22 protein-coding genes are annotated in these 21,965 nt (G+C 47.4%); 2 read left to right on the top strand and 20 right to left on the bottom strand.

Annotated elements, in window-relative coordinates; genetic code table 11:
• Positions 1–8: 8 nt before the first annotated feature.
• From VB077_RS00900 to VB077_RS00815, 18 genes are all read right to left on the bottom strand, one after another.
• A complete protein-coding gene (locus tag VB077_RS00900) occupies positions 9–647 on the bottom strand; it encodes a class II aldolase/adducin family protein (RefSeq protein WP_323413322.1) in 639 nt (212 codons plus the stop codon).
• Entirely contained in the window at positions 648–1,685 is a 1,038-nt protein-coding gene (gene mtnA, locus VB077_RS00895) for an S-methyl-5-thioribose-1-phosphate isomerase (RefSeq protein ID WP_323413321.1), read from the bottom strand.
• Between the two features lie 15 nt (positions 1,686–1,700).
• Entirely contained in the window at positions 1,701–2,477 is a 777-nt protein-coding gene (locus VB077_RS00890) for an S-methyl-5'-thioinosine phosphorylase (RefSeq protein WP_323413362.1), read from the bottom strand.
• 11 nt (positions 2,478–2,488) lie between these two features.
• Positions 2,489–3,442, bottom strand: a complete 954-nt coding sequence (ftsY, locus tag VB077_RS00885) for a signal recognition particle-docking protein FtsY (RefSeq protein WP_323413320.1) — start codon at positions 3,440–3,442, stop codon at positions 2,489–2,491.
• 164 nt (positions 3,443–3,606) lie between these two features.
• On the bottom strand, positions 3,607–7,206 hold the full coding sequence (smc, locus tag VB077_RS00880) for a chromosome segregation protein SMC (protein ID WP_323413319.1): 3,600 nt from the start codon (positions 7,204–7,206) through the stop codon (positions 3,607–3,609).
• On the bottom strand, positions 7,190–7,897 hold the full coding sequence (gene rnc, locus VB077_RS00875) for a ribonuclease III (RefSeq protein ID WP_323413361.1): 708 nt from the start codon (positions 7,895–7,897) through the stop codon (positions 7,190–7,192). The genes smc and rnc overlap by 17 nt, the downstream gene beginning before the upstream one ends.
• A 97-nt stretch (positions 7,898–7,994) precedes the next feature.
• A complete protein-coding gene (fabF, locus tag VB077_RS00870; RefSeq protein WP_323413318.1) occupies positions 7,995–9,239 on the bottom strand; it encodes a beta-ketoacyl-ACP synthase II in 1,245 nt (414 codons plus the stop codon).
• 33 nt (positions 9,240–9,272) lie between these two features.
• Positions 9,273–10,220 carry a nitronate monooxygenase gene (locus VB077_RS00865; RefSeq protein WP_323413317.1) on the bottom strand — a complete coding sequence of 316 codons (948 nt, stop codon included), beginning with the start codon at positions 10,218–10,220 and terminating at the stop codon, positions 9,273–9,275.
• Positions 10,221–10,385: 165 nt separating this feature from the next.
• On the bottom strand, positions 10,386–10,613 hold the full coding sequence (acpP, locus tag VB077_RS00860) for an acyl carrier protein (protein ID WP_323413316.1): 228 nt from the start codon (positions 10,611–10,613) through the stop codon (positions 10,386–10,388).
• Between the two features lie 43 nt (positions 10,614–10,656).
• Positions 10,657–11,400, bottom strand: coding sequence for a 3-oxoacyl-[acyl-carrier-protein] reductase (fabG, locus tag VB077_RS00855; protein WP_323413315.1), 744 nt, complete (start codon positions 11,398–11,400; stop codon positions 10,657–10,659).
• 1 nt (position 11,401) lies between these two features.
• A complete protein-coding gene (gene fabD / locus VB077_RS00850) occupies positions 11,402–12,343 on the bottom strand; it encodes an ACP S-malonyltransferase (RefSeq protein ID WP_323413314.1) in 942 nt (313 codons plus the stop codon).
• A gap of 34 nt (positions 12,344–12,377) precedes the next feature.
• Positions 12,378–13,325, bottom strand: a complete 948-nt coding sequence (fabK, locus tag VB077_RS00845; RefSeq protein ID WP_323413313.1) for an enoyl-[acyl-carrier-protein] reductase FabK — start codon at positions 13,323–13,325, stop codon at positions 12,378–12,380.
• Positions 13,326–13,341: 16 nt separating this feature from the next.
• Positions 13,342–14,334, bottom strand: a complete 993-nt coding sequence (locus VB077_RS00840; protein WP_323413312.1) for a beta-ketoacyl-ACP synthase III — start codon at positions 14,332–14,334, stop codon at positions 13,342–13,344.
• A 16-nt stretch (positions 14,335–14,350) separates the two neighbouring features.
• Entirely contained in the window at positions 14,351–15,346 is a 996-nt protein-coding gene (gene plsX, locus VB077_RS00835; protein WP_323413311.1) for a phosphate acyltransferase PlsX, read from the bottom strand.
• 17 nt (positions 15,347–15,363) lie between these two features.
• Positions 15,364–15,933, bottom strand: coding sequence for a transcription factor FapR (fapR, locus tag VB077_RS00830; protein ID WP_323413310.1), 570 nt, complete (start codon positions 15,931–15,933; stop codon positions 15,364–15,366).
• A 117-nt stretch (positions 15,934–16,050) separates the two neighbouring features.
• Positions 16,051–16,230, bottom strand: a complete 180-nt coding sequence (gene rpmF / locus VB077_RS00825) for a 50S ribosomal protein L32 (protein ID WP_323413309.1) — start codon at positions 16,228–16,230, stop codon at positions 16,051–16,053.
• Positions 16,231–16,261: 31 nt separating this feature from the next.
• Positions 16,262–16,783: a DUF177 domain-containing protein gene (locus tag VB077_RS00820; RefSeq protein ID WP_323413308.1), complete on the bottom strand. Its 522-nt coding sequence runs from the start codon at positions 16,781–16,783 to the stop codon at positions 16,262–16,264.
• A gap of 65 nt (positions 16,784–16,848) precedes the next feature.
• Positions 16,849–18,048 (bottom strand): acetate kinase, encoded by a 1,200-nt coding sequence (locus VB077_RS00815; RefSeq protein WP_323413307.1) that lies wholly within the window; start codon positions 18,046–18,048, stop codon positions 16,849–16,851.
• A gap of 298 nt (positions 18,049–18,346) precedes the next feature.
• On the opposite strand from VB077_RS00815, the gene VB077_RS00810 reads away from it, so the two are divergent.
• Entirely contained in the window at positions 18,347–19,513 is a 1,167-nt protein-coding gene (locus tag VB077_RS00810) for a nucleoside recognition domain-containing protein (protein ID WP_323413306.1), read from the top strand.
• 47 nt (positions 19,514–19,560) lie between these two features.
• Here VB077_RS00810 and VB077_RS00805 read toward each other — a convergent pair whose 3' ends face one another.
• Both VB077_RS00805 and rsmD read right to left on the bottom strand, forming a co-directional pair.
• The gene (locus VB077_RS00805; RefSeq protein ID WP_323413305.1) at positions 19,561–20,052 is read right to left on the bottom strand and encodes an ATPase; all 492 of its coding nucleotides are present in this window, start codon (positions 20,050–20,052) and stop codon (positions 19,561–19,563) included.
• 12 nt (positions 20,053–20,064) lie between these two features.
• Positions 20,065–20,610, bottom strand: coding sequence for a 16S rRNA (guanine(966)-N(2))-methyltransferase RsmD (rsmD, locus tag VB077_RS00800; protein WP_323413304.1), 546 nt, complete (start codon positions 20,608–20,610; stop codon positions 20,065–20,067).
• 255 nt (positions 20,611–20,865) lie between these two features.
• Between rsmD and gpr the strand changes: the two genes are divergently transcribed.
• Positions 20,866–21,852, top strand: a complete 987-nt coding sequence (gene gpr / locus VB077_RS00795; protein ID WP_323413303.1) for a GPR endopeptidase — start codon at positions 20,866–20,868, stop codon at positions 21,850–21,852.
• Positions 21,853–21,965: the final 113 nt, after the last annotated feature.

The raw sequence follows: 21,965 nt of genomic DNA, 5'->3' as shown, positions 1-21,965 counted from the left end.
CCCAACGTTTACTCTCTCTGCCCATACTGATATAAATAGTCCGCTCTCAGCACACGCTTATCTTCATCACTTAGCTGAAAAGGATTGCCCAGAAGCCGTGACATAATATGTATTTGTGCGCTCTTTTCGACGATCTGACAGACCTTAAGGGCCTCATCGACACTGCGTCCTACTCCAACTAAGCCATGATTTGCCAGGAATACAGCATTGTTATCCGCAAGCGAGCTTACCGCAGCCTCTGCTAATGCTCCCGTGCCTGCCGGATGATAATCCGCGACATTGACCTCTCCCCCCGCAATCATCGCGAAATCCTCGACTAAAGCGGGTAAAGAAACGCGCGCAACAGCATGAGCTGTCGCATAAATAGAATGCGTATGCACAATTCCTTTGACATCTTGGCGCTCTGCATAGACGGCCCGGTGGAGGTGTTCCTCGGAAGAGGGTTTACGCCGGCCTTCAAGGATCTTTCCCTGAAGATTCATCAGCACTAAATCCTCTTCTTCAAGGGTCAGATAATTCATTCCGCTCGGGGTAATCCAAAATCCGTCCCGCGAATCATCCCAGGCTGAGATATTACCCCACGTTCCGGCAACTAAGCCGGTCTGAATCATTTCTTTACCGATTTCAATTATTTTAGCTCTCAGCATTTAAGATCTCACCATTATTTTTAATAAATTTACCGAAAACGGGGATGAAACAATCCCTTTTTCCGTAATAATTCCTGTGATATATTTTGCCGGTGTCACATCAAAGGCCGGATTATATACCGGTACTTCAGCCGGTGCTGTCTGAACTCCAAATAATTCTCGCAGTTCCTGTGGATTTCGCTCTTCAATCGGGATTTCCTGTCCGCTTGCCACTTTGAGATCAATCGTCGAAGTAGGTGCCGCAATATAAAACGGTATTCCATGGGCATGGGCTAAGACGGCAATAGAATACGTGCCAATCTTGTTCGCGGTATCCCCATTCGCGGCAATTCGATCCGCACCTACGATTACAAGGTCAATTTTTCCTTGTTGCATCAAATAGCCTGCCATATTATCCGCAATAAGCGTCACCGGAATATTCTCTTTCATTAACTCAAACGTTGTTAAACGGGCTCCCTGTAAAAACGGACGTGTTTCATCCGCATAAACGCGAATTTTCTTGCCCGCCTGATAAGCCGCTCGTATCACGCCTAAAGCGGTTCCGTATTCTACGGTAGCCAATGCCCCGGCATTGCAGTGCGTAAGGATATTCGCTTCCTCGGGCACAATCGGATTACCCTGCTCGCCAATTAAATGATTGACCCTTCGATCATCTTCGGCGATGCTTTCGGCCTCTGCCACAAGGGCCTTGCGAATCTCATCCAAATCCTCGACTTCATATAAATCACGCAAACGATCTTCCATCCGGCGTAAAGCCCAAAATAAGTTAACCGCTGTCGGACGCGTTTTGGTGAGACGCTCCTTAACCTCGTTCATATGCTCTTGAAGTCCGATTCGATCACCGGTATATCTTATCGCTCCTAAAGCATAGCCATAAGCTGCCGCCGCCCCGATCGCCGGTGCACCTCGAACCTCCATTTTTTCAATAGCCTCTGCAACTTCCTCGTAAGTGGTTGCATCTCTATAGATTATTGTCACCGGAAGCTTTGTCTGATTCAATATTCGCAGGGAATCTCCCAGCCATTCTAATGCTTTCACATCCCTACCGCCTTTCTAAAACTTACCAGCCTCTTCATTTGCTAATCGACATGGGCAATCCTGTTCAGGGTTCATCATCTTAAAGGTCTCACCGACTAAGGCTGCAACTGTTTTGCCCATTGTTTTCATACTAGCCAACACTTCAGCGTGAGTTAAAGGGTGATCTGCTATTCCCGCAGCTTCATTGGTAACCATTGCAATTGTAGCATAACACATCCCTAATTCCTTGGCCAACACGACCTCGGGAACACTTGTCATGCCCACCAAATCTCCCCCCAGCATCCGGTACATCTTTATTTCGGCAGGAGTCTCAAAACGCGGTCCCTCCGTACAAGCATATGTAGCATTATTCTTAAGCGTTACTCCGAGTCGTTCAGCCGCTTTTTGAATATCACGCTGCACGGAATGACAATACGGTTCAGTCATATCTACATGCAGAACCCCGTTTTTACCGCCTTCATAAAAGGTTTGAGGCCGACTTTTTGTGAAATCCAGAAATTGCTCCACTAATACAATATCACCTAGCTTGTAATGCGTCGATAAGGAGCCTACGGCTGCCGTCGCCAAGATCTTCGTTACGCCTAACTCTTTTAAAGCCCATATATTCGCTCGGTAATTTACGAGATGAGGAGGAGTTGCGTGATCTTTGCCATGCCGACTCATAAAAACTACAGGCTCCTTCAAATCCCCAATCCGCCCGAGATCAATCTGCACTTGTCCATAAGGAGTCTGCACTGTCTCTCCATGATAGTCCTGTAAACACAGATTTTCTAATCCTGTCCCACCGATCAAGGCCAAACGGCTCAAACTTCTTCCCCCTTCTCAGGTGAATTTTCTTCCTCCGTTTGACTAAAAAGTGCATCAGCGAAATCCTGAGGAACAAAAGGACGTAAATCCTCCATTCCTTCACCGACACCTACCCATTTCACGGGGATCTTAACTTCCCCTTGAATTCCTAAGACAACGCCGCCTTTCGCCGTACCGTCCAATTTCGTAAGGACGATTCCGGTTACGCCTGCAGCCTCTTGAAATATCTTAGCTTGTTGTATAGCATTTTGTCCGGTTGTCGCATCAAGTACCAGTAAAACCTCATGGGGAGCACCCGGAATTTCACGTTCGATAACTCTTTTAACCTTCTTTAATTCTTCCATCAAGTTCACTTTATTGTGGAGTCGTCCGGCAGTATCCATGATCACAAGGTCAACTCCCCGGGGTTTCGCATATTGGATGGAATCATAAGCCACTGCAGCCGGATCGGCACCTTCACGCTGCTTAATGACCTCAACTCCTGCACGGTTGCCCCAAATTTCGAGTTGATCTATCGCAGCCGCTCTAAAAGTATCGCCGGCTGCCAGGATAACCTTTTTCCCTTCATTCTTAAAATAGTATGCGAGTTTACCAATCGTTGTCGTTTTCCCCACACCGTTTACCCCAACGACCAAAATAACACTCGGGCCGCTTTGGGCAAATTGAATAGGAACCTCTTCTCCCAGAAGATCTGCAATTTCCTCCTTCAGAACTTCTCGAAGTTCCTGAGCTTCGGTGAGTTTCCTTTTCTTAACCTCTTGGCGCAAACGCTGCACCAATTCCATGGAAGTAGTAACCCCAACATCGGAGCGGATCAAAACTTCTTCTAATTCTTCATAGAGATCTTCATCAATTTTCCGGCGGCCGGTCAGAATTTCTTCTACCTTGCCCACAAACTGATCCCGTGTTTTTGTCAATCCTTCTTTTAGTTTTGTAAAAAAACCAGCCAAATGGATTTCCTCCTTATTAAGGCGCACCTTTGACGATATTGTACCACAATTTAGACAAGTGCTCAAACGCGGCGCATTAAAAAGACCAGGGACTATCGCAACCTATGGTCTTTTGCGACAGCCCCTGGTCTTAAATGCTTTTCCGTCGTCATCAATACTATATGTTAGGCACTCTGAGTATCCCGTTCATCCAATTGGACGGATAGAAGTTTCGAAACCCCAGACTCCTCCATCGCAATTCCATAAAGGACATCAGCTTCTTCCATCGTTCCTTTACGGTGGGAGATCACCAGGAACTGCGTTGAATCAGCCAAGCGATGAATATACTGGGCAAAACGGCTGACATTGGCATCATCTAGGGACGCCTCTATCTCATCAAGAATACAGAACGGACTCGGTTTCACACGCAGGAGGGCAAAAAGGAGGGCAATCGCTGTCAGTGCCCGCTCTCCCCCCGACAAGAGTGAAAGAAGCTGGGGTTTCTTCCCTGGAGGTTGGGCAATGATCTCGACCCCTGTCTCTAAAAGATTATGCGGATCATCCAGGCTAAGCTCGGCATTACCCCCATCGAAAAGCTCTTTAAAGACCCTCTGGAAAGCTTCATTTACCGCTTTAAAGCCTTCGGCGAAACGTTCGGACATCGTTTTATCCAGTTCACCGACCAACGCATGTAAGCTCTCGCTTGCTTCTACCAAATCCTTCTTTTGCGTCGCCAGAAATTCATAGCGGCTTAACATCTTCGGGTATTCCTCAATGGCGGCCTGGTTAATCGGTCCGAGCGTCTCGATTTGACTTTTAAGCTCCTGAATCCGTGCCAATAACGCGGCTCGTTCCAGCTCTGTCTCATAATCTTGGACCTCCTCCCAGGTCAGGGTAAATTCTTCTTGCAAGCGATTGATTCCGCTCTCCCATTCGGTTTCCCCGCGCGCTGTTCGAAGATCCAAGGCATGAAGCTTCTGTTCGACATTTTGCTGCTCTTGCCGTTTTTTCTGTACGGTTTGTTCCTTCTCAACCAGCCTGACGGATAACGCTTCCCTTTCTTGACGCATCCGGATCAGGGCTTCCTGACTCTTCATCTGCCGTTCTGAAGTCTCCGCATGCCTTTTCCCCAAATCGTCCTGTTCCTGGGTTAATGTTTGCCGGGCAGTTTCCAGGCTTAAAACTTCCTCCCGCTTGTGCTGAAAAATCTCGGAAAGTTCGCCCAGCACTTCCTGCTCGTGCTTTATTTGTTCGCCTGCTTGCTGCATTTCCTGTTCCCATTTTGCAAGCCGGATCTTTGCCTGTGTCAAGCGTTCCTGAATAACTTCAGCTTCCTTGCCGGCCTCTCTGGCCTTTTGTTCTTGAAGTTCAATAACTTGACGGGTGCGTTCTGACCGGGCTGTGATTTCCGTTAACGCTTGTTCCAGCTCGCATTTGCGCTCTGTCCGGATTTTTGTCTCCTGAATAAACCCTTCTTCTTGGCTCTTAAGCGCTTCAGTTTCTTGATCCAAACGATTCAGTCGTTCACGCGTATTTTGACCCTTTGTCCGAGCAACGGCCAACTCTTGTTTAATATGCTGACCCATTGCCAGCAATTTCCTGCGAATTTCCTCTGCCTCCTGCAAGCGTTGGCTTATCGTTTGAGCCTCTTTTTCCAGATCCTTCTGTTGGATTTGCCGCCTTTCAAGTTCATCCCCTAATTCCTGCAGTTCCCGGGTCCTCCCCAGCAGGTTAGCCCCTTTCCGTTGTTGGCTTCCGCCTGTTAACGATCCTCCGGGATGCACCTGATCACCATCTAAGGTTACAATCCGCGCTCTGTAACCCGAGGCCCGGGCTACCCGTGTGGCGGCTTCCATATCCCTGACAACCAAGATTCTCCCTAAGAGAGATTCTATGGCAGGTTGAAAGCGGTCTGCAAATCGGACTAAATCAACAGCAATTCCGATATACCCGGGATCTTGAGCTGCCTCCTGTGTTACAGTGGCACGCCCACCGCGAATCACATCCAAAGGCAGAAAAGTTGCTCTACCTAACTGATGAACTTTAAGATACTCGACCGCTGCTTTCGCATCCTTTTCCGTTTCGGCAACAAGATTCTGAAGACCTGCGCCTAAAGCCGTTTCAATGGCAACTTCATAATCCTTTTCAACCGTTATCAAATCAGCAACCGTCCCGCACAATCCTCGGCAGGCTTGAACGTTATTATTTTTAGCCCTTAGGAGCTCGCGAACGCCCCTCTGATAGCCTTCCCGGGAATCTTCCAGACCCTTTAACGCATGATGACGCGCCAGCAGCTTTTCGGTCTCTCGGTTAAATTCACGGCGTTTACCTTGTGCATCTTGGCTTTGTTTTTGAACCGCCAGCAGTTCGACCTGATTGAGCTCAAACTCACGGCGATTTTCTTGTTCTTGCTGTTCAAGGGTTTGTAAGACCTGAGCGTTATCCTCAGCCTGCTTCTGAACCTGCGTTTGTTCCGATTCTTTGGTTCCTTTTTCTTCTGAAGCCCGTTGAAGCTGGACTTGAAGGCCTGCCAAAGAATGCAGTGTCTTTTGGTATTCCTGGTTGACCTGGTTTTGATCCGCTAGAATTTGGTCCGCCAGGGCTTTTAATCCTTCCATCTCTTGGATTCCGGTCTGAGCTTTCACTTCGGTTAAGCGGCGCTCGTCTTCTTGAACCGCAAGGCTAGCCTCCTCAACCGTTTGAAGGAGTACGGCCTCTTTGCCCTCTAAGGCAGTGAGACGTTGTTCGGTTTGCTGCTTCTTTTCCAGACTTTCCTGAACTTCTTTATTGACCCGAACGATTTGCTCGGCTAAATAGCCCTCGCGTTCCTGACGAATCCGCTGCTCTTGGACAATCAGATTCAAAGCCTGTTCGACCTTGTAAGTCTCTTCTTGTTGTTTTTGGATTTTCTCATCCGCTTGGTTTAAGCGGACCTTATCCTCAACGGTCTGACTCTCCGCCTGTGCCAAATCACGGATAGCCGAGGCCAGTTCTAAACGCAGCTGTTCGGCTTCTTTTGCCGAAAAATTAAGTTTTTCACGAATACCCCTTAAATCACTGACGATGACTTGAATCTCAAGGTGCTGCTGTTCCTGACTTAAAGCCAAGGACTGCTCAGCCACCTGAGCTTGCCCAGCCAAAGGCGTCAGTTGACCCTCGATCTCATTAACAATATCGTCCAACCGTTCTAGGTTATGTTCAGTCTCATCCAAGCGTTTCAATGCTTCGCGTTTGCGCATCCGGTATTTCGTAATTCCGGAGGCTTCCTCGATTAACGTCCGGCGTTCCTCCGTTTTAAGGTTTAAAATCTCCTCAACGCGGCCTTGTCCGATAATCGAAAATCCTTCTTTACCCGCGCCGGTATCCATAAAAAGTTCATGGATATCCTTCAAGCGGCATGGGGCACGGTTGATAAAAAATTGTCCTTCTCCATCTCGATAGACACGGCGTGTAATTGTTACTTCCTGAAAATCCAGCGCAAAAATTCCCGTTGAATTATCAAAGGCTAAGGAAACTTCGGCCATTCCGACCGGACGCCTTACCGTGCTGCCTGCGAAAATAATATCCTCCATTTTTCCGCCCCGCAGATTCTTGGCACTTTGCTCACCAAGCACCCAACGCACGGCATCGGCAATATTACTTTTACCGCTTCCATTAGGACCCACCACGACACTGAGTCCCGGTCCTAATTCCACCTTAACTTTATCCGCGAAGGACTTAAACCCTTGGATCGTAACTGATTTCAAAAAAACCGGGCGCTGAACGGCCTCATTCGCCACGGGCATCCCCTCCCAGTTCGTCTAAAACTTGCCGGGCCGCTTTTTGCTCAGCTTCTTTTTTGGTTCGGCCTATGCCTTTACCTCTAAGTTGGCCTTGCAAATAGACGCCTGCCGTAAAGCGTTTGTTATGGTCCGGACCCTCTTCCGCTAAAATCCGATAACACACTTCCGCTTCGTCATGCTGTGCTCTTTCTTGAAGCGTCGTCTTATAGTCTCCATAATTTCCTTGAGCAACTTCCGCTATCTCCGGTGTTAACAATTCAAGGATAACGCGCCTGGCTTCCTGAAATCCGTACTGAAGGTAAATTGCTCCGATGATCGACTCAACGGCATCGGCAAGAATTGAAGGTCTCTCTCTCCCGCCGGAGAGCTGCTCCCCTTTTCCCAGCAAGAGTTCTTTACCTAAGTCAATCTTCACGGCTACCCGCGCTAAAGTCGACTCATTAACCACTGCCGCCCGCATTTTGGTAAGCTCACCTTCGGGACGTTCCGGATATTTCAGATAAAGATATTCGGCGATAACAAAATCTAAGATGGCATCACCCAGAAATTCTAAGCGCTGATTATTCTCAAGCCCGGCTTTCGGGTTTTCAAACAAGTAGGAAGGATGGGTAAGCGCCGTCCTGAACAAGCGATTGGGAAGAGGATTAAGATCCAGTCGCTTTGCCAACAGCAGACCGATTGTATTTTTTTTCATCGGCGCAGGCGGGAATCTCCGGCGAGAGCTTTGGCCCTCACCGGAATTTTTCGTTTTAATCCTATTGGGATGTTTTTGTACCATTTTGTCTTACTCCTTATTTCTGTGAATACTCTTTGATAACAATTGTAGCATTATGGCCTCCAAATCCAAAGGTATTCGACAGGGCAACCTTAACATTTCTAGCACGCGCTTGATTGGGTACATAATCCAAATCACAAGCAGGGTCCACTTCTCCATAGTTGATCGTCGGTGGAATGATCCCATTTTGAATGGCTAAGACACTGGCAATCGCTTCGATTGCCCCTGTTGCCCCCATCAAGTGACCTGTCATGGACTTTGTCGAGCTGATCGCCACTTGATTGGCATACTCCCCGAAGACAGCCTTAATAGCCGCTGTTTCTGTCGAGTCATTGGCCCCTGTGCCTGTTCCGTGAGCATTGATGTAATCCACATCTTCCGGTTTAACCCCGGCACTCTCGATCGCTTTGAGCATGGCCCGAGCCGCACCTTCTCCGCCCGGAACGGGAGTCGTAATGTGATACGCATCCGCAGTGCTTCCATATCCCGCTAATTCGGCATATATTCTTGCTTTGCGCGCCTGAGCATGTTCCAAAGACTCCAGAATAAGGATACCCGCACCTTCTCCCATGACAAAGCCTGTCCGCCGCGCGTCAAACGGACGAGAGGCGGCTTTCGGATCTTCCTTTTCGGTCGACATCGCCTTCATCGAACAGAAACCGGCAAACGCCAGAGGAGTTAACGGGGCTTCGGTTCCTCCTGCGACAACAATGTCGGCCTCCCCCTGCTCAATCAACCGCATAGCTTCGCCGATGGCATTTGTAGCGGAAGCGCACGCGGTAACAACCGTGGAGCTGGGCCCTTGTAAACCGAAAGCTATTGATACATGCCCTGCCGCCATATTACTGATCAGCATCGGTACAAAGAAGGGGCTGACCCGTCCCGGGCCCTTAGCCATCATAACTTCCTTCTGTTCCTCAAACGTCGTTACACCGCCTATCCCACACCCCAGCACTGTAGCGGCCCGTTTCTTATCGATTTGATCTAAATCGAGTCCCGAGTCATCAAGGGCCATTTTCGCAGCAACAACTGCAAATTGAGCGAAACGATCCATATGGCGGCTTTCTTTTTTATCCAGCCAGTTCGTCGGTTCGAAATCTTTAACTTCACCCGCTACTTTTGTCGGCATATCACTGACATCAAACCGGGTTACGAAATCAATACCTGACACACCATGGGTTAAACTTTTCCAAAAGTCTTCAACCGTATTCCCAACCGGGGAGATCACACCCATCCCGGTGATTACTGTACGATGTTTCACGCTAAAAAATCCTCCTTAGTTCGAGTAAACTGATCATTGAGCACGAATAATTTCAGTCTTAATATCTTCAAAAATTTCGTGCACGGATAAAACCTTTTTCGCCTTGCCATACTTTGCCCCTGAGAAAACTAAACCTTCCTGAATATTTCCTTGCTGCGACTTATTCAAACGATCCATAATGCAGAAATTTGCTCCGCACTCCTTTAGACAATGATCACATTTTTGGGGACGAACATTTCCCCCATTGAAAAGTTCATCTGTGAAGGGATTGCGAATGGCCCGTCCGGGCAACCCCACCGGGCTGTGAACAATGACCATATCTTCTTCCTTGGCGTTGATTAAATGGGCTTTCCACGCCGGTGCCGCGCTGCTTTCCTCACTAAGGGCAAAACGGGTTCCCATTTGAACACCGTCGGCTCCGAGCCGCAGTATCTCGACCACATCTTGTCCATTCATTACTCCTCCGGCCCCAATCACCGGAATTTTCACGGCTTCTCTGACTTCGGGCAGAATTTCACGCATCGATCGATCCGTTCCTAAGTGTCCGCCCGCTTCAGTGCCCTCGACTATAACCGCCGCAGCCCCAAGTTTTTCCGAAATACGGGCAAGCTTTGCCGTCGAAACAATCGGTATAACAGGTATTCCCGCTTCTTTCCCCCAGCCGAACATATCCCGGGAAAAGCCTGCACCTGATACCAAAAGATCAATCTTCTCATCGAAAGCGGCTTTTACGAGTTGGGCAAACTCACGAACCGCAAACATAACATTTACCCCGATGATCCCCTTTGTTCTTTTCCGTGCTTCGCGGATTTCCCGGCGCAATTCCTTAACTGAAAGTCCGCTTCCGGCAATTATCCCGATTCCCCCTTCTTCTGCCACGGCAGATGCCAGAGGGGCCATAGAAATGCGCACCGCCATACCTCCCTGAATAACGGGAACCTTGGCGACTAAATTGGCAATATGGAGTTCAGGTATTTTCACTGATTTTCCTCCTGTTCAACTTCTCATTATGCTTCGTAATTACTCTTTAAAACTTTATATAAAACCCTTCAGACCATCTGCAGGGAGAATCTCTGAAACAAATTTACTAGAAACAAATTCATTAGAAAAGAAAGTCCCGCTGTGCTTTACGGGACTTTCTAGGCACTATTGGTTTTCTTTGATGTAGTTGACTGCATCTCCAACAGTCCGAATTTTTTCTGCATCCTCGTCCGGAATATCCAGATCGAATTCTTCTTCAAGGGCCATAATCAGTTCGACAATATCCAAAGAATCTGCGTTCAAATCTGTAAAAGAAGTATCTAAAGAGATCTCTTCCTCATCGACTCCGAGTTGATCCACGACGATAGATTTTACCTTATCAAAAACTGCCATGATACGAATCACCTCCTCTCACAAATATACATTATATTTATTCTCACATTAACATTCCACCATCTACGGCAAAAACTTGACCCGTGATATAGGAAGATGCCGCAGATGACAAAAATAATACCGTCTGTGCAACTTCTTCAGGTGTTCCGATACGGCCTAAAGGAATGCTTTGTTGAATCTGCTCCTTCACCTCATTCGGTAAGCTTTCCGTCATATTTGTGGAAATATACCCCGGGGCAACGACATTGACCCGAATTCCGCGTGAAGCAAGTTCCTTAGCCATTGATTTACTAAAACCGATAATTCCCGCTTTAGCTGCGGCATAGTTGGCTTGCCCCGCATTACCGGAAATTCCTACGACCGAGGCAATATTGACAACCACACCTGAGCGCTGCTTCATCATAATTTTGCTTACCGCTTTGCTGGTCAGGAATACACCCTTCAGGTTCGTGTTCAATACCGCATCCCAATCGGCTTCCTTCATCCTTAATAATAAATTATCCCGGGTAATGCCGGCATTATTCACGAGAATATCAACTTTTCCGTACGTTTCTATCGTTGTTTTTACCAGGCGGTCAACATCCGCCGCTTGGCTGACATCCGCTTGAACCGCTATGGCTTGCCCGCCCTTGTCCTCGATCATGGTCACTGTTTTTTCGGCCTGCTCGGCATTCCCGGCGTAATTTACGACGATCCGGGCTCCGGCTTGTGCCAATTCAAGAGCTATAGCCCGACCGATCCCGCGCCCGGCACCTGTCACAATGGCTACGCTGTTTTTCAGAAACATTTTATCGACTCTCCTTTAAATATGCAAGTGACTTTTCTAAACTTGCCAAATTATTAACGTTAAGAAGGGCGGCCCCCGGCACAATCTTCTTAACGAGGCCGGTTAAAACCTTTCCTGAGCCCAGTTCGAGGAAGGTATCCACCCCTTGTTCGCGAAGATAGCGAATGGATTGTTCCCACAGAACCGGTGAACTCACTTGTTCAACCAGACTCTCAACAATTTGAGCACAGTCCCGTACCGCTTGAGCATTAATATTGGCAATCACGGGATAAACCGGTGTTTTCCAGCTAACCTCTTCTAAGATCGGTCTTAGTTTTTCTCCCGCACCTTTCATATAGGGACTGTGAAAGGCCCCGCTTACCGCGAGAAGCATCCCTCGCTTAGCGCCTAAATCTTTGGCATTATCGACGGCCCGTTGTACAGCTGCTGTTGCTCCGGAAATAACAACTTGACCGGGACAATTATAATTCGCCGGACCAACCCATTCCTCGCCTTGACAGGCTTCACGGCATGCTTGTTCAACTTGAGCCGTATCTAAGCCCAGAATCGCCGCCATACTTCCTTTATCCGCGGGCATCGCGTCCCGCATCAGTTCTCCGCGTCTGCGCACTGTAGTGACCGCCTCTTCAAGGGTTAAACTCCCTGCTGCAAGATAAGCCGAATATTCTCCCAAACTATGCCCTGCCACATAATCGGGCTGTATTCCGGCACTTAGCAGCGCTTTCAAAGCTGCGGCACTGACAAGCAGCAGCGCCGGCTGCGTATTTTCGGTCTGCCGTAAAACTTCTTCCGGACCTTCAGACATGACACGTGCCCATTCCGATCCTAAAACACGATGACTGACTTCGAGAACCCCACGTCCTTCGGGAAGATTAAATAGTTCCTCTCCCATGCCAACAGCCTGAGAGCCTTGCCCCGGAAATAGGAATGCCAATTTTCCCATCTTTATCTCCTTCGCCTATAACATTAAACGCTACTTATACCGTAAAACGTTCTTTTAATTTTTGAAATTCACGCTCGGCCCCGTCGATAACATCATGAACAATTGCGGCTGCCGGTTCGATCCGCATAACCGCCCCGGCCACTTGACCGGACATCACTGAGCCGTTTTGAACGTCTCCCTCGACCATCGCCATCCGGAGCCTTCCCGCACCCAGTTTTTCAAGTTCGGCTATCGGCGTTCCGACCTTCTCCAATTCCGTTAACTCCCGTGTAAAGTGGTTATTCAGACAGCGGACAGGATGCCCTGTCGAGCGGCCGGTGACGACAGTATCCCGATCTTTGGCTTTAAGGATGGCCTCTTTTACCGTTAACGGAATCGTACATTCCTCGGCACTCATGAAGCGGGTACCCATTTGAACCCCTTCGGCTCCAAGCGAAAGTGCGGCTAAAAGGCCTCGGCCGTCAAATATCCCGCCCGCAGCGATGACCGGAATCGTAACCGCGTTCACGACTTGCGGAACTAAAGGTAATGTCGATGTTTCGCCGACATGTCCCCCTGATTCCATCCCCTCGGCAATGAGTGCATCGACGCCGGCTTTCTCCAAGCGCTTGGCCAAAGCCACCGAAGCAACCACGGGAATAATCTTTGTTCCCGCTTCTTTTAGAACCGACACATATTTGCCGGGATTTCCCGCACCGGTGGTAATAACAGGTACCCTTTCTTCTAAAATGACCTGCATGACCTCTTCCACGAAAGGGGACATCAGCATCACATTGATACCAAACGGCTTTGAAGTTCGGCTTTTCACCTTTAGGATTTCAGCTTTAACCCAATCGGCAGGTGCATTTCCGGAACCGATAATGCCGAGGCCCCCGGCCTCTGACACAGCGGCTGCTAATTCACCCGTAGCGACCCATGCCATCCCCCCTTGAAAAATCGGGTATTCGATATTCAACAAATCGCAGATTCGACTTTTGATCATCCTTACTCGTCCCTTCCTATCTCTTTGACCACTTAAGCACTGTGCCGCCCCATGTCAATCCTGCACCAAACCCCACCATTAAGAGATTGTCTCCATATTTTAACCGTCCGCCGCGAGCGGCTTCATCCAAGGCTACCGGAATTGAAGCCCCGGACATATTCCCGTAACGATCAAGATTAACAAAGACCTTTCCTGAATCAATGCCCAATCGTCTGACCGACGCATCGATAATTCGCGAGTTTGCCTGATGAGGGATAAATAGGTCGATATCGTTCTTTTGCAATCCGGCCTTTTCAATAACGTTAAGCGCAGTTTCACCCATGATTCGTACCGCAAATTTAAAGACTTCACTGCCGGCCATACTGAGCGTATGCATTTTTTTCTGCAGGGTCTCCGGTGTTGCCGGGTTTCGCGAACCCCCTCCGAGCATCGCTAAGAGGTGCCCCCCCGAACCGTCAGCCCCAAGTTCATAGCTCTTAAAGCCATATCCCTCTTCTACCGGCTGAATTACCGCAGCTCCCGCACCGTCTCCAAAGAGCACACAGGTCGAACGGTCTTCCCAATTCAGTATTTTGCTTAACGTTTCCGCCCCGATCACTAAAACAGTGCGATATACTCCGGTCGCCACAAATTGGGCAGCCGTGGTGACTCCATAGATAAATCCGGTACAAGCCGCCGATAAATCAAAGGCCGCCGCATTTTTCGCGCCAAGACGATCAGCCACAAGAGCAGCCGTTGCCGGGAAAGCAAAGTCCGGAGTAACCGTGGCAACGATAACCAACTCAATCTCTTCCGCTGCCACCTTCGCATCCTCTAAGGCCTTGACAGCAGCCTGATAACACAACTCGGAAACGGGAGTCTTATCATCGGCAATATGCCGCTCTCTGATTCCCGTCCGGTTCACAATCCATTCATCATTTGTATCTACCATCTTCTCCAAATCGGCGTTAGTTAAAACCTTTTCGGGAGTATAAGATCCCGTGCCGACAATTCCTACACTGTGTAACATTGTGATCCTTCTTTCCTCACTTTTTTAGCGGAGGTAATTCCTGACGAATTTTCTCGATAAACTGACTTTCAACACACTCCCGAGCCACCCGTATTGCGTTAAAGATCGCTTTTTGTTTTGAACTGCCATGACAAATGACACTGATTCCGTTCACCCCCAAGAGGGGAGCCCCGCCGTATTCGGCATAATCCATCATTTGGGCAATTTCCTTTAATCCCGGTTTAATCGCCAGGGCCCCTAATTTTCGAACGGTTGTCGCTGTTATCTTTTCTTTAATCAATTGAAAAAGCGCTCCTGCCAATCCTTCAGTAGTTTTTATGACAACGTTTCCCACGAAGCCCTCACATACGGTAACATCCGCCCGCCCAAAAGGCAAATCGCGTCCTTCAAGATTGCCGATAAAATTAATCGGTGCCCCTTTGAGCAGCGGATAGGTCGTTTGCGCTAATTCGTTGCCCTTCGTCTCTTCTGTTCCGATATTCAAAAGAGCTACACGCGGATTGTTGATTCCTAAAATTTTCTCTGCATAAATGCTCCCCATAATAGCATACTGAACGAGATTCTCCGGTTTGGCGTCAGGGTTAGCCCCTACATCCAGCAAAAGCTTTCCCCCTTCTAAAGTCGGGATTACCGTCCCGATCGCCGGCCGATCAATCCCCTTAATTCGGCCCAAGCCCAGCAAACCGGCTGCCATTTGGGCACCCGTACTGCCGGCGCTGACGACAGCATCTGCTTCTCCTTCTTTAACCATCCGGGTCGCCACGACAATTGAAGAATCCTTTTTCTTGCGAACCGCCTGTGCCGGATGTTCTTCCATGCTGATAACCTCTGCCGCTTCTCTCACTGATAAATTTCGGGGACAGTCGGTGGTTGTCAGAAACTCCGCTATCCGCTCGGGCTGACCCACTAAGATGAGTTCGGTTTCCGGATAAGTTTGTGCAGCCTGAACGGCCCCTTTCACAATTTCTGCGGGAGCATAATCCCCCCCCATAGCATCGATGGCTATTTTCATTGCAATTCCCTCCAACCCTATAAGTTAATCTCTGCCTTAAAGCCAAACAGTATCCAATGCCCGATTAAAACGTCTTCTTGATTAACCTGTGCCTTAATATCCACCCAGTATTTATTGCCCTTACGTTTGATCACTTTTCCGTAGGCGATAACCGTTTCACCCAGATGAACAGGGCGAAGAAATTTAAGATCAACACTGCCGGTTACCGCTGCCTCGGCATCAACGAGCGCAATAGCCAAAGAGTTGGCCTGAGCAAACAAATGATGCCCCCGTGCGACTCTGGCTTTATCAAGAACCATATTCTCTTCAATCAGCATTGCGGAACGACCCATCTGCCCAACCTTCAGTTCCGTAAGAAGTCCAATCACTTCCTGTTCTTCGAGGGACTTTAAGGTGTCATAAGCTTCATGAGCAACAGCACGCGTGCGTTCCCGCAGTTCCGGAATCCCTAAATTGCTTCGATCAAGACGAATGGTTGAAACGCTCACATTAAACCGTTGAGCAAGCTCTTCATCCGTTGAGAAGGGATTCTTTTCAATTTCCTCTATAAGGGCTTGATGCCTCTCCTGTTTATGATGTCGAGTCAATTTTTTCACCGCATTCTAATTTTGTGACCTGGTACTAATTATAGACTAGCTCTTAAGGCTTTTCAATAAAAGAGCGAATAAAAAAAAGGAGTCCCTAATGGACTCCTTTTTTTATCCTTATTCTCCCATGGAGATAACTTCTTTTGCCTTATAATAACCGCAGTTTGGGCAAACATGATGCGCTAATTTCGGTTGATGGCATTGGGGGCACTCGATGTGGTTTGGTGCAGTTAACTTCCACATAGCCCGACGTTTACGTACTCTTGATTTGGATTGGCGATGTTGACCGACACCCATTAATTACACCCCCTTTAAGCTGCTAAATGAATCAATCTCTCTTCGACCACTGGGCCAGCGCCGCTAAACGCGGGTCCGTCTGCTCAATCACACACTCACAAGTGGTATGATTCCGATTAACCCCACAGACCGGGCAAAGCCCTAGGCATTCTGGAGAGCAGATAAATCTCATCGGTAGAGCCAACACGATCTGTTCAAAAATCCGATCATTTATTTCTATCTCGTCTTTATCGAAGACTAGAACGGTTTCACTGAGTTCTCCATCGTCAGTGTCCTGAGCCATGCCGCCATAAACCCATTCATCCTCATAAGATAAATCAAGCGGATAAATAAAGTCATCCAAACAGCGGCCACACTGCGTTTTGAACTTAGTTTGGACCTTTCCCTGAACATGAAGGGATTTTCCCAGGTTGGTCACCTGAAGTTGAACGCGTACAGGAGCTGCAAAAGACACCCCTTCAAGTTCCGATTCATAAGAAGAAAATTCCTCTTCTAAATTGAAATGAGCCGTTTCGTTCTCATTACGGCGAACTTGAGCGACATTAACCTTCATGCTTATCACTCCAATACACAACCAATATTATAGTTGGCACAATTTTCTTTGTCAAGGAAAACTCCTTAACCTTGATTTACGAGAGCATACGTATCCATGGCAATCATCAATTCTTCATTCGTTGGAATAACCAGAACCCGACAACGTGCGTTCTCTACCGAGATATCGATTTCTTGACCCCGAATTTTATTTTTCTCCGGATCAATTTCCACACCGAGATACGTAAGACTGTTGACAATACTGGCACGCATCGATGCGGAATTTTCACCTAAGCCGGCCGTAAAGATGATTGCATCTGCCCCATCAAGGATTGCGGCATAGGAACCAATATATTTTTTAACATCATGGGCAAAGATGTTAAGTGCTAATTGTGCTCTGTAGTTACCCTCTTCAGCAGCCGCTTCAATATCACGGAAATCACTGCTTACTCCCGATACCCCAAGAACACCGCATTTCTTGTTTAAGAAAGCCGTAACCTTCTTCGAGGTTAAATCTTCCTTTTGCATAAGGAAAGATACGATCGCAGGGTCAAGGTCTCCGGAACGCGTTCCCATCATCAATCCTTCCAATGGTGTGAAGCCCATGGAGGTTTCAACTGATTTCCCGCCTTGGATTGCCGTTATTGAAGATCCGTTACCTAAGTGACAGCTGATTATTTTCAGATCTTCAAGAGGACGATTCAACATAGCTGCAGCGCGTTGGCAAACATATTTATGGGATGTTCCATGGAACCCGTATTTCCGGATTTTATATTCTTCGTAAAGTTCGTAAGGAATACCATAGATAAAGGCTTCCGGCGGCATCGTTTGATGAAAGGCTGTGTCAAAAACAGCGACCTGAGGAACACCGGGCATTAAGTTCTGACAGGCTTCAATCCCGGCAATATTCGGTGGATTATGGAGAGGCGCAAGCTCGACACATTCTTCAATCGCCTTAATGACATTTTCGTCAATAATAACGGATTGAGCAAATTTTTCACCGCCATGGACAACGCGATGACCCACGGCTTCAATTTCCTTCAGGTCTTTAACAACCCCGTATTCAGGGTTAACTAAAGCATCTAAAACCATTTGAATCGCCGCAGTATGGTTGGAAATTTCTGCGGTTATGATTTCTTTTTCACTGCCTGCTTTACGATGCGTTAATACCGATCCCGGCATACCAATCCGTTCAACAAGTCCCTTCGCCAGGGGTTGTTTCGTCTCCGTGTCTAGAAGCTGATACTTCAAAGAGGAGCTTCCACAATTAATAACTAGAATGTTCACGTTTGTACCTCCTAAATTCCTTTTCCACCCATTCTTTTTTCTCTTTCGTTTACTAGTTTGCCCCAAAAAATCTACTTCTTATCAAAGAAGTAGATTTTTATCCGATAACTAATCGCGACGCCAATTATAGCTACAAAACACTCTTAGTTTACCACATACCGTTTCATTTTCAACCCCTTGCGTGAAAATTCGACGTATTGCTAAATAATTCACTTCATTCAAAATTGCTCTGAAAATCCACTTCTAGGGCTTTGCAAGCTTCCATATAAATTAGGTATGAATGAAAGGCGGGTGAATTATGGCAGCAGCAATCCGCACGATTCCTTTTTTTCTTCTTGCTCTTTTCATGTTTTTTTACCCTCAGGAAGTTGTCCTTTCGGCGGCAGAAGGGCTAACGCTATGGTGGACCTTTGTTTTACCGGCCCTGCTCCCCTTTTTTATTCTCTCCGAACTCTTAATGGGCGCAGGTTTTGTGCATTTTCTGGGTATACTTCTGGAACCATTGATGCGGCCTTTTTTCCACTTGCCAGGCAAGGCCTCTTTTGTAGTGGCCATGGGCTATACTTCCGGAATCCCCGTCGGTGCCGTTCTTACCAGTAAACTCCGCCAACAAAATCAGTTAACCCAAGTTGAGGGAGAACGGCTCTTAGCATTCACCAGCAACCCCAGCCCGGGATTTATGTTCGGTGCAGTTGCTTCGGGTATGCTTGGAAGACCCGAGCTTGGCCTTGTCTTAGCAGGTGCTGTATATTTAGCCAACCTTCTCGTGGGTATTCTTTTTCGTTTCTACCGGTATCAGCCCGGCGAGAAACACTTAAGCTCTGCTGTTTCTCTTAAACGAGCCTGGCAGGAGCTTCTTAAAGCACAGGAACAGGATGGACGCCCTTTTGGTCAGCTCTTAGGTGATGCCGTACGCCAAAGCATCCAGACGGTTTTACTCGTCGGGGGATTTATTACCTTTTTTTCTGTGCTGATTAAGCTCTTAAACACTACTCAGATCACGACAGGTTTAGCCCTTATTCTTAATATGTTAACCGGCGGTCATTTGACCTTAGACAGTATAACAGCCGGGGTAAATGCCCTCTTTGAAACGACCTTAGGTTGTCGCTCAAGCCTTAAAGCTTTCTCAAGTCTTAACATTCAGATTGGCTTTTTGAGTGCGGTTTTGGCCTGGGGCGGGTTATCGGTATTTGCACAAGTTGCCAGTTTTACCAGTTTAACCGATCTCCGTTTTTCAGCCTTTTTCCTCGGACGCATCCTGCAAACCGGTTTAGCAATCCTCTTGAGTCAGGTCTTGCTTAACTTCATCGACCTTCCCGCTTCCTCTCCTCTATTTGCCTTCCCCTATTTAGAAACGTCCACCGGCTTTTTACTGACCTGGCGGCTGAGTGTCTGGGTTTTCTGCGGTATTATGCTTATTTTCCTTCTTGCCGCTGCCGGGGTTCGATTATTGAATCAAAAATAAGAGGCCGTTGCATTGCAACCGCCCTTATGTACATTATTATTCCTTTATTATTCAGTCGGTTCGGCTTTTTTTCCGCTTTGATCCCGCTTTGCCAGTGTCCTAAGTTCTTCCCTGTTCTGATGCAGGGATTTCAAGGTCTCGGCGACACTTTTTTCAACTTGCTGCAAAAGTTCATCGGTATACTGGACGGCTCCGATTTTAACTTCTTTCGCATAACCTTGAGCTTGGCGGACAAGGTCTTCAGCATAGGTCTGGGCTTGTTTGGTGACCTCGTTTTCCCCGGCCATTTTTTCAACATAGGATTTCGCGCGTTCAAGAATGTGGTCTGCTTCAGCTTTAGCCTCATCGACAATTTTTTGACGCTCATAAAGTACGCGCTGAGCCTCTCGAATTTCTTCGGGCAAAGAAGCTCTCATCCGGTCGATGAGCTCAAAAATCTGCGTATCATCAACCAATACTTTTCCGGTCATCGGTATTTTAGTACCGCGGTCAACAATCTCTTCCAATTCCTCTAAAATCTCATAAACGTCGTTTTCCAAAGCTATCCTCCCCTATTCTACACATCTCTGAATATACCAGACTTTCGTATCACCATATTCACTGATTTTACGGATCTCAAAGGGTTCACAAACCCGAAGCTCTTCATCAGACGCAGTTTCGGCAATAATAACCCCCAATTCGTTAAGCCGGCAAGGTTGACTGAGCAATTTTAACGCTTTGCTTACTAATTCCTGTCGGTATGGAGGATCAAGAAAAATTAAATCATATTTTTCTTCGGGATATAGCTTAAGAAAATCAAATGCATCCATGCTAAAAAGTTTGGCTTGAGCTTTTACCGCAAATGTAAGATTTTCTTGAATAACTTTTTGCGCGGAAAATGTTTTTTCAACCAGAATCGCCTCTCGTGCCCCACGGGATATCGCCTCAATAGCCAAGTTCCCTGTCCCCGCAAAAAGATCAAGAACTTTTGCTCCGTTAACTTTTTCCATTAGCACATTGAAAATTGCACCTTTTACTTTATCCGCCGTAGGACGAGTATCCATTCCGGATACCGTTTTAAGTTTGCGCCCCCGCATTTCCCCGGCAATAATTCGCATAGACGTTCTCCTCGGAATAAAAATAAAAAATAAGACAGGCTAACACAAGTATACCACAGCCGTTAAACTTATTAATAAGATTTTCGTATATTTTCACTCAATATGCAAAGACTATTTTTCGGTAGGACTTTTTTCCTACCTTCCCCCATCAGTTCTTCCTTTCATTTCTCCTCTTGATCACTGGTCGTGAGGGCCAGTGATTTTTTGCACTCTTGCACTTAAACATTGTCAAATGCTTCGGGGAGGTTAAATTGCATGAAAAAAACAGATTTTATCCGGAAATTTAATGTCAACATTGATATGGCGGTCGAAGCCCATGAAATTCTTCGCGGAGAAATCGGAGAAGAAGTTCCCGGTGTACGAATGACCAAAGCCGAATTTGACCATGCCACCGTAACCAAGATTGATATTGAAACAGATCAAGGGGTTCAGGAAATGGGGCGTCCTAAAGGATCTTACATAACAATTGATGCTCCCGAAATCCGCCAAAACGATTACTTGGTTCATAACGAAATTAGTGAAGTTCTTGCCCAAGAACTCATTGATTTGATGAAACTTAATGATAATTCAAGTATTCTTATCGTCGGTTTAGGGAATTGGAATGCAACACCGGATGCGCTTGGTCCTCAAGTTATTGATAAAACCTTAGTTACGCGTCATCTTTTTCAGCTCTCTCCGGATGAACTCAAAGGGAAATTAAGAAAAGTAAGTGCTATTGCTCCCGGTGTGCTCGGTATTACAGGGATTGAAACTGCGGAAGTCATCCGCGGTCTTGTCGAACATGTCAAACCGGATTGGGTAATTGCTATTGATGCTTTAGCCGCGGGTTCCCTTGAGCGTATCGGGACCAGCATTCAAATTGCGGATACGGGAATCTCACCGGGCTCGGGCGTAGGAAATCAGCGCGTCGGTATTAACGAGGAAACATTAGGCTGCAAAGTCCTGGCCATTGGTCTGCCCACTGTTGTCAATGCGGCAATTATCGCGCATAGCTGTCTTGAAGGGGTGCTTGATGAGCTCAAAACAAGCCCCAGTCTTTATAAGCTTTATAAGGGATTCAGTCCAAATGCTTTAGAACATATTTTATCCCAAGCTTTGTCGCCATACAGCAATAATTTGATGGTAACACCGAAGGAAATCGATACCTTGATCAAGAGCGCCGCCAGGATCATTGCCGGAGCCTTAGGGATCGCCTTGCACCCCGGAATTACGCGTGAGGAGTATCAAACGTATTTGCAGTAGAGCAATACCTGATATAAACCACTGGCTGCGCTAAGCTAAAGCGCGAAACCCCTTCACGGGCTTTCGGCTGCGAAAGCTTTGTTCACCTGAACGTCCCTCCGCGAATCGTTCAC

The sequence above is a fragment of the Desulfitobacterium sp. genome, from assembly GCF_034927245.1.
Classification (GTDB): domain Bacteria; phylum Bacillota; class Desulfitobacteriia; order Desulfitobacteriales; family Desulfitobacteriaceae; genus Desulfitobacterium_A.
The sequence above is the reverse complement of the archived record's forward strand: the minus strand, read 5'-3'. Positions and strand labels throughout refer to the sequence as shown.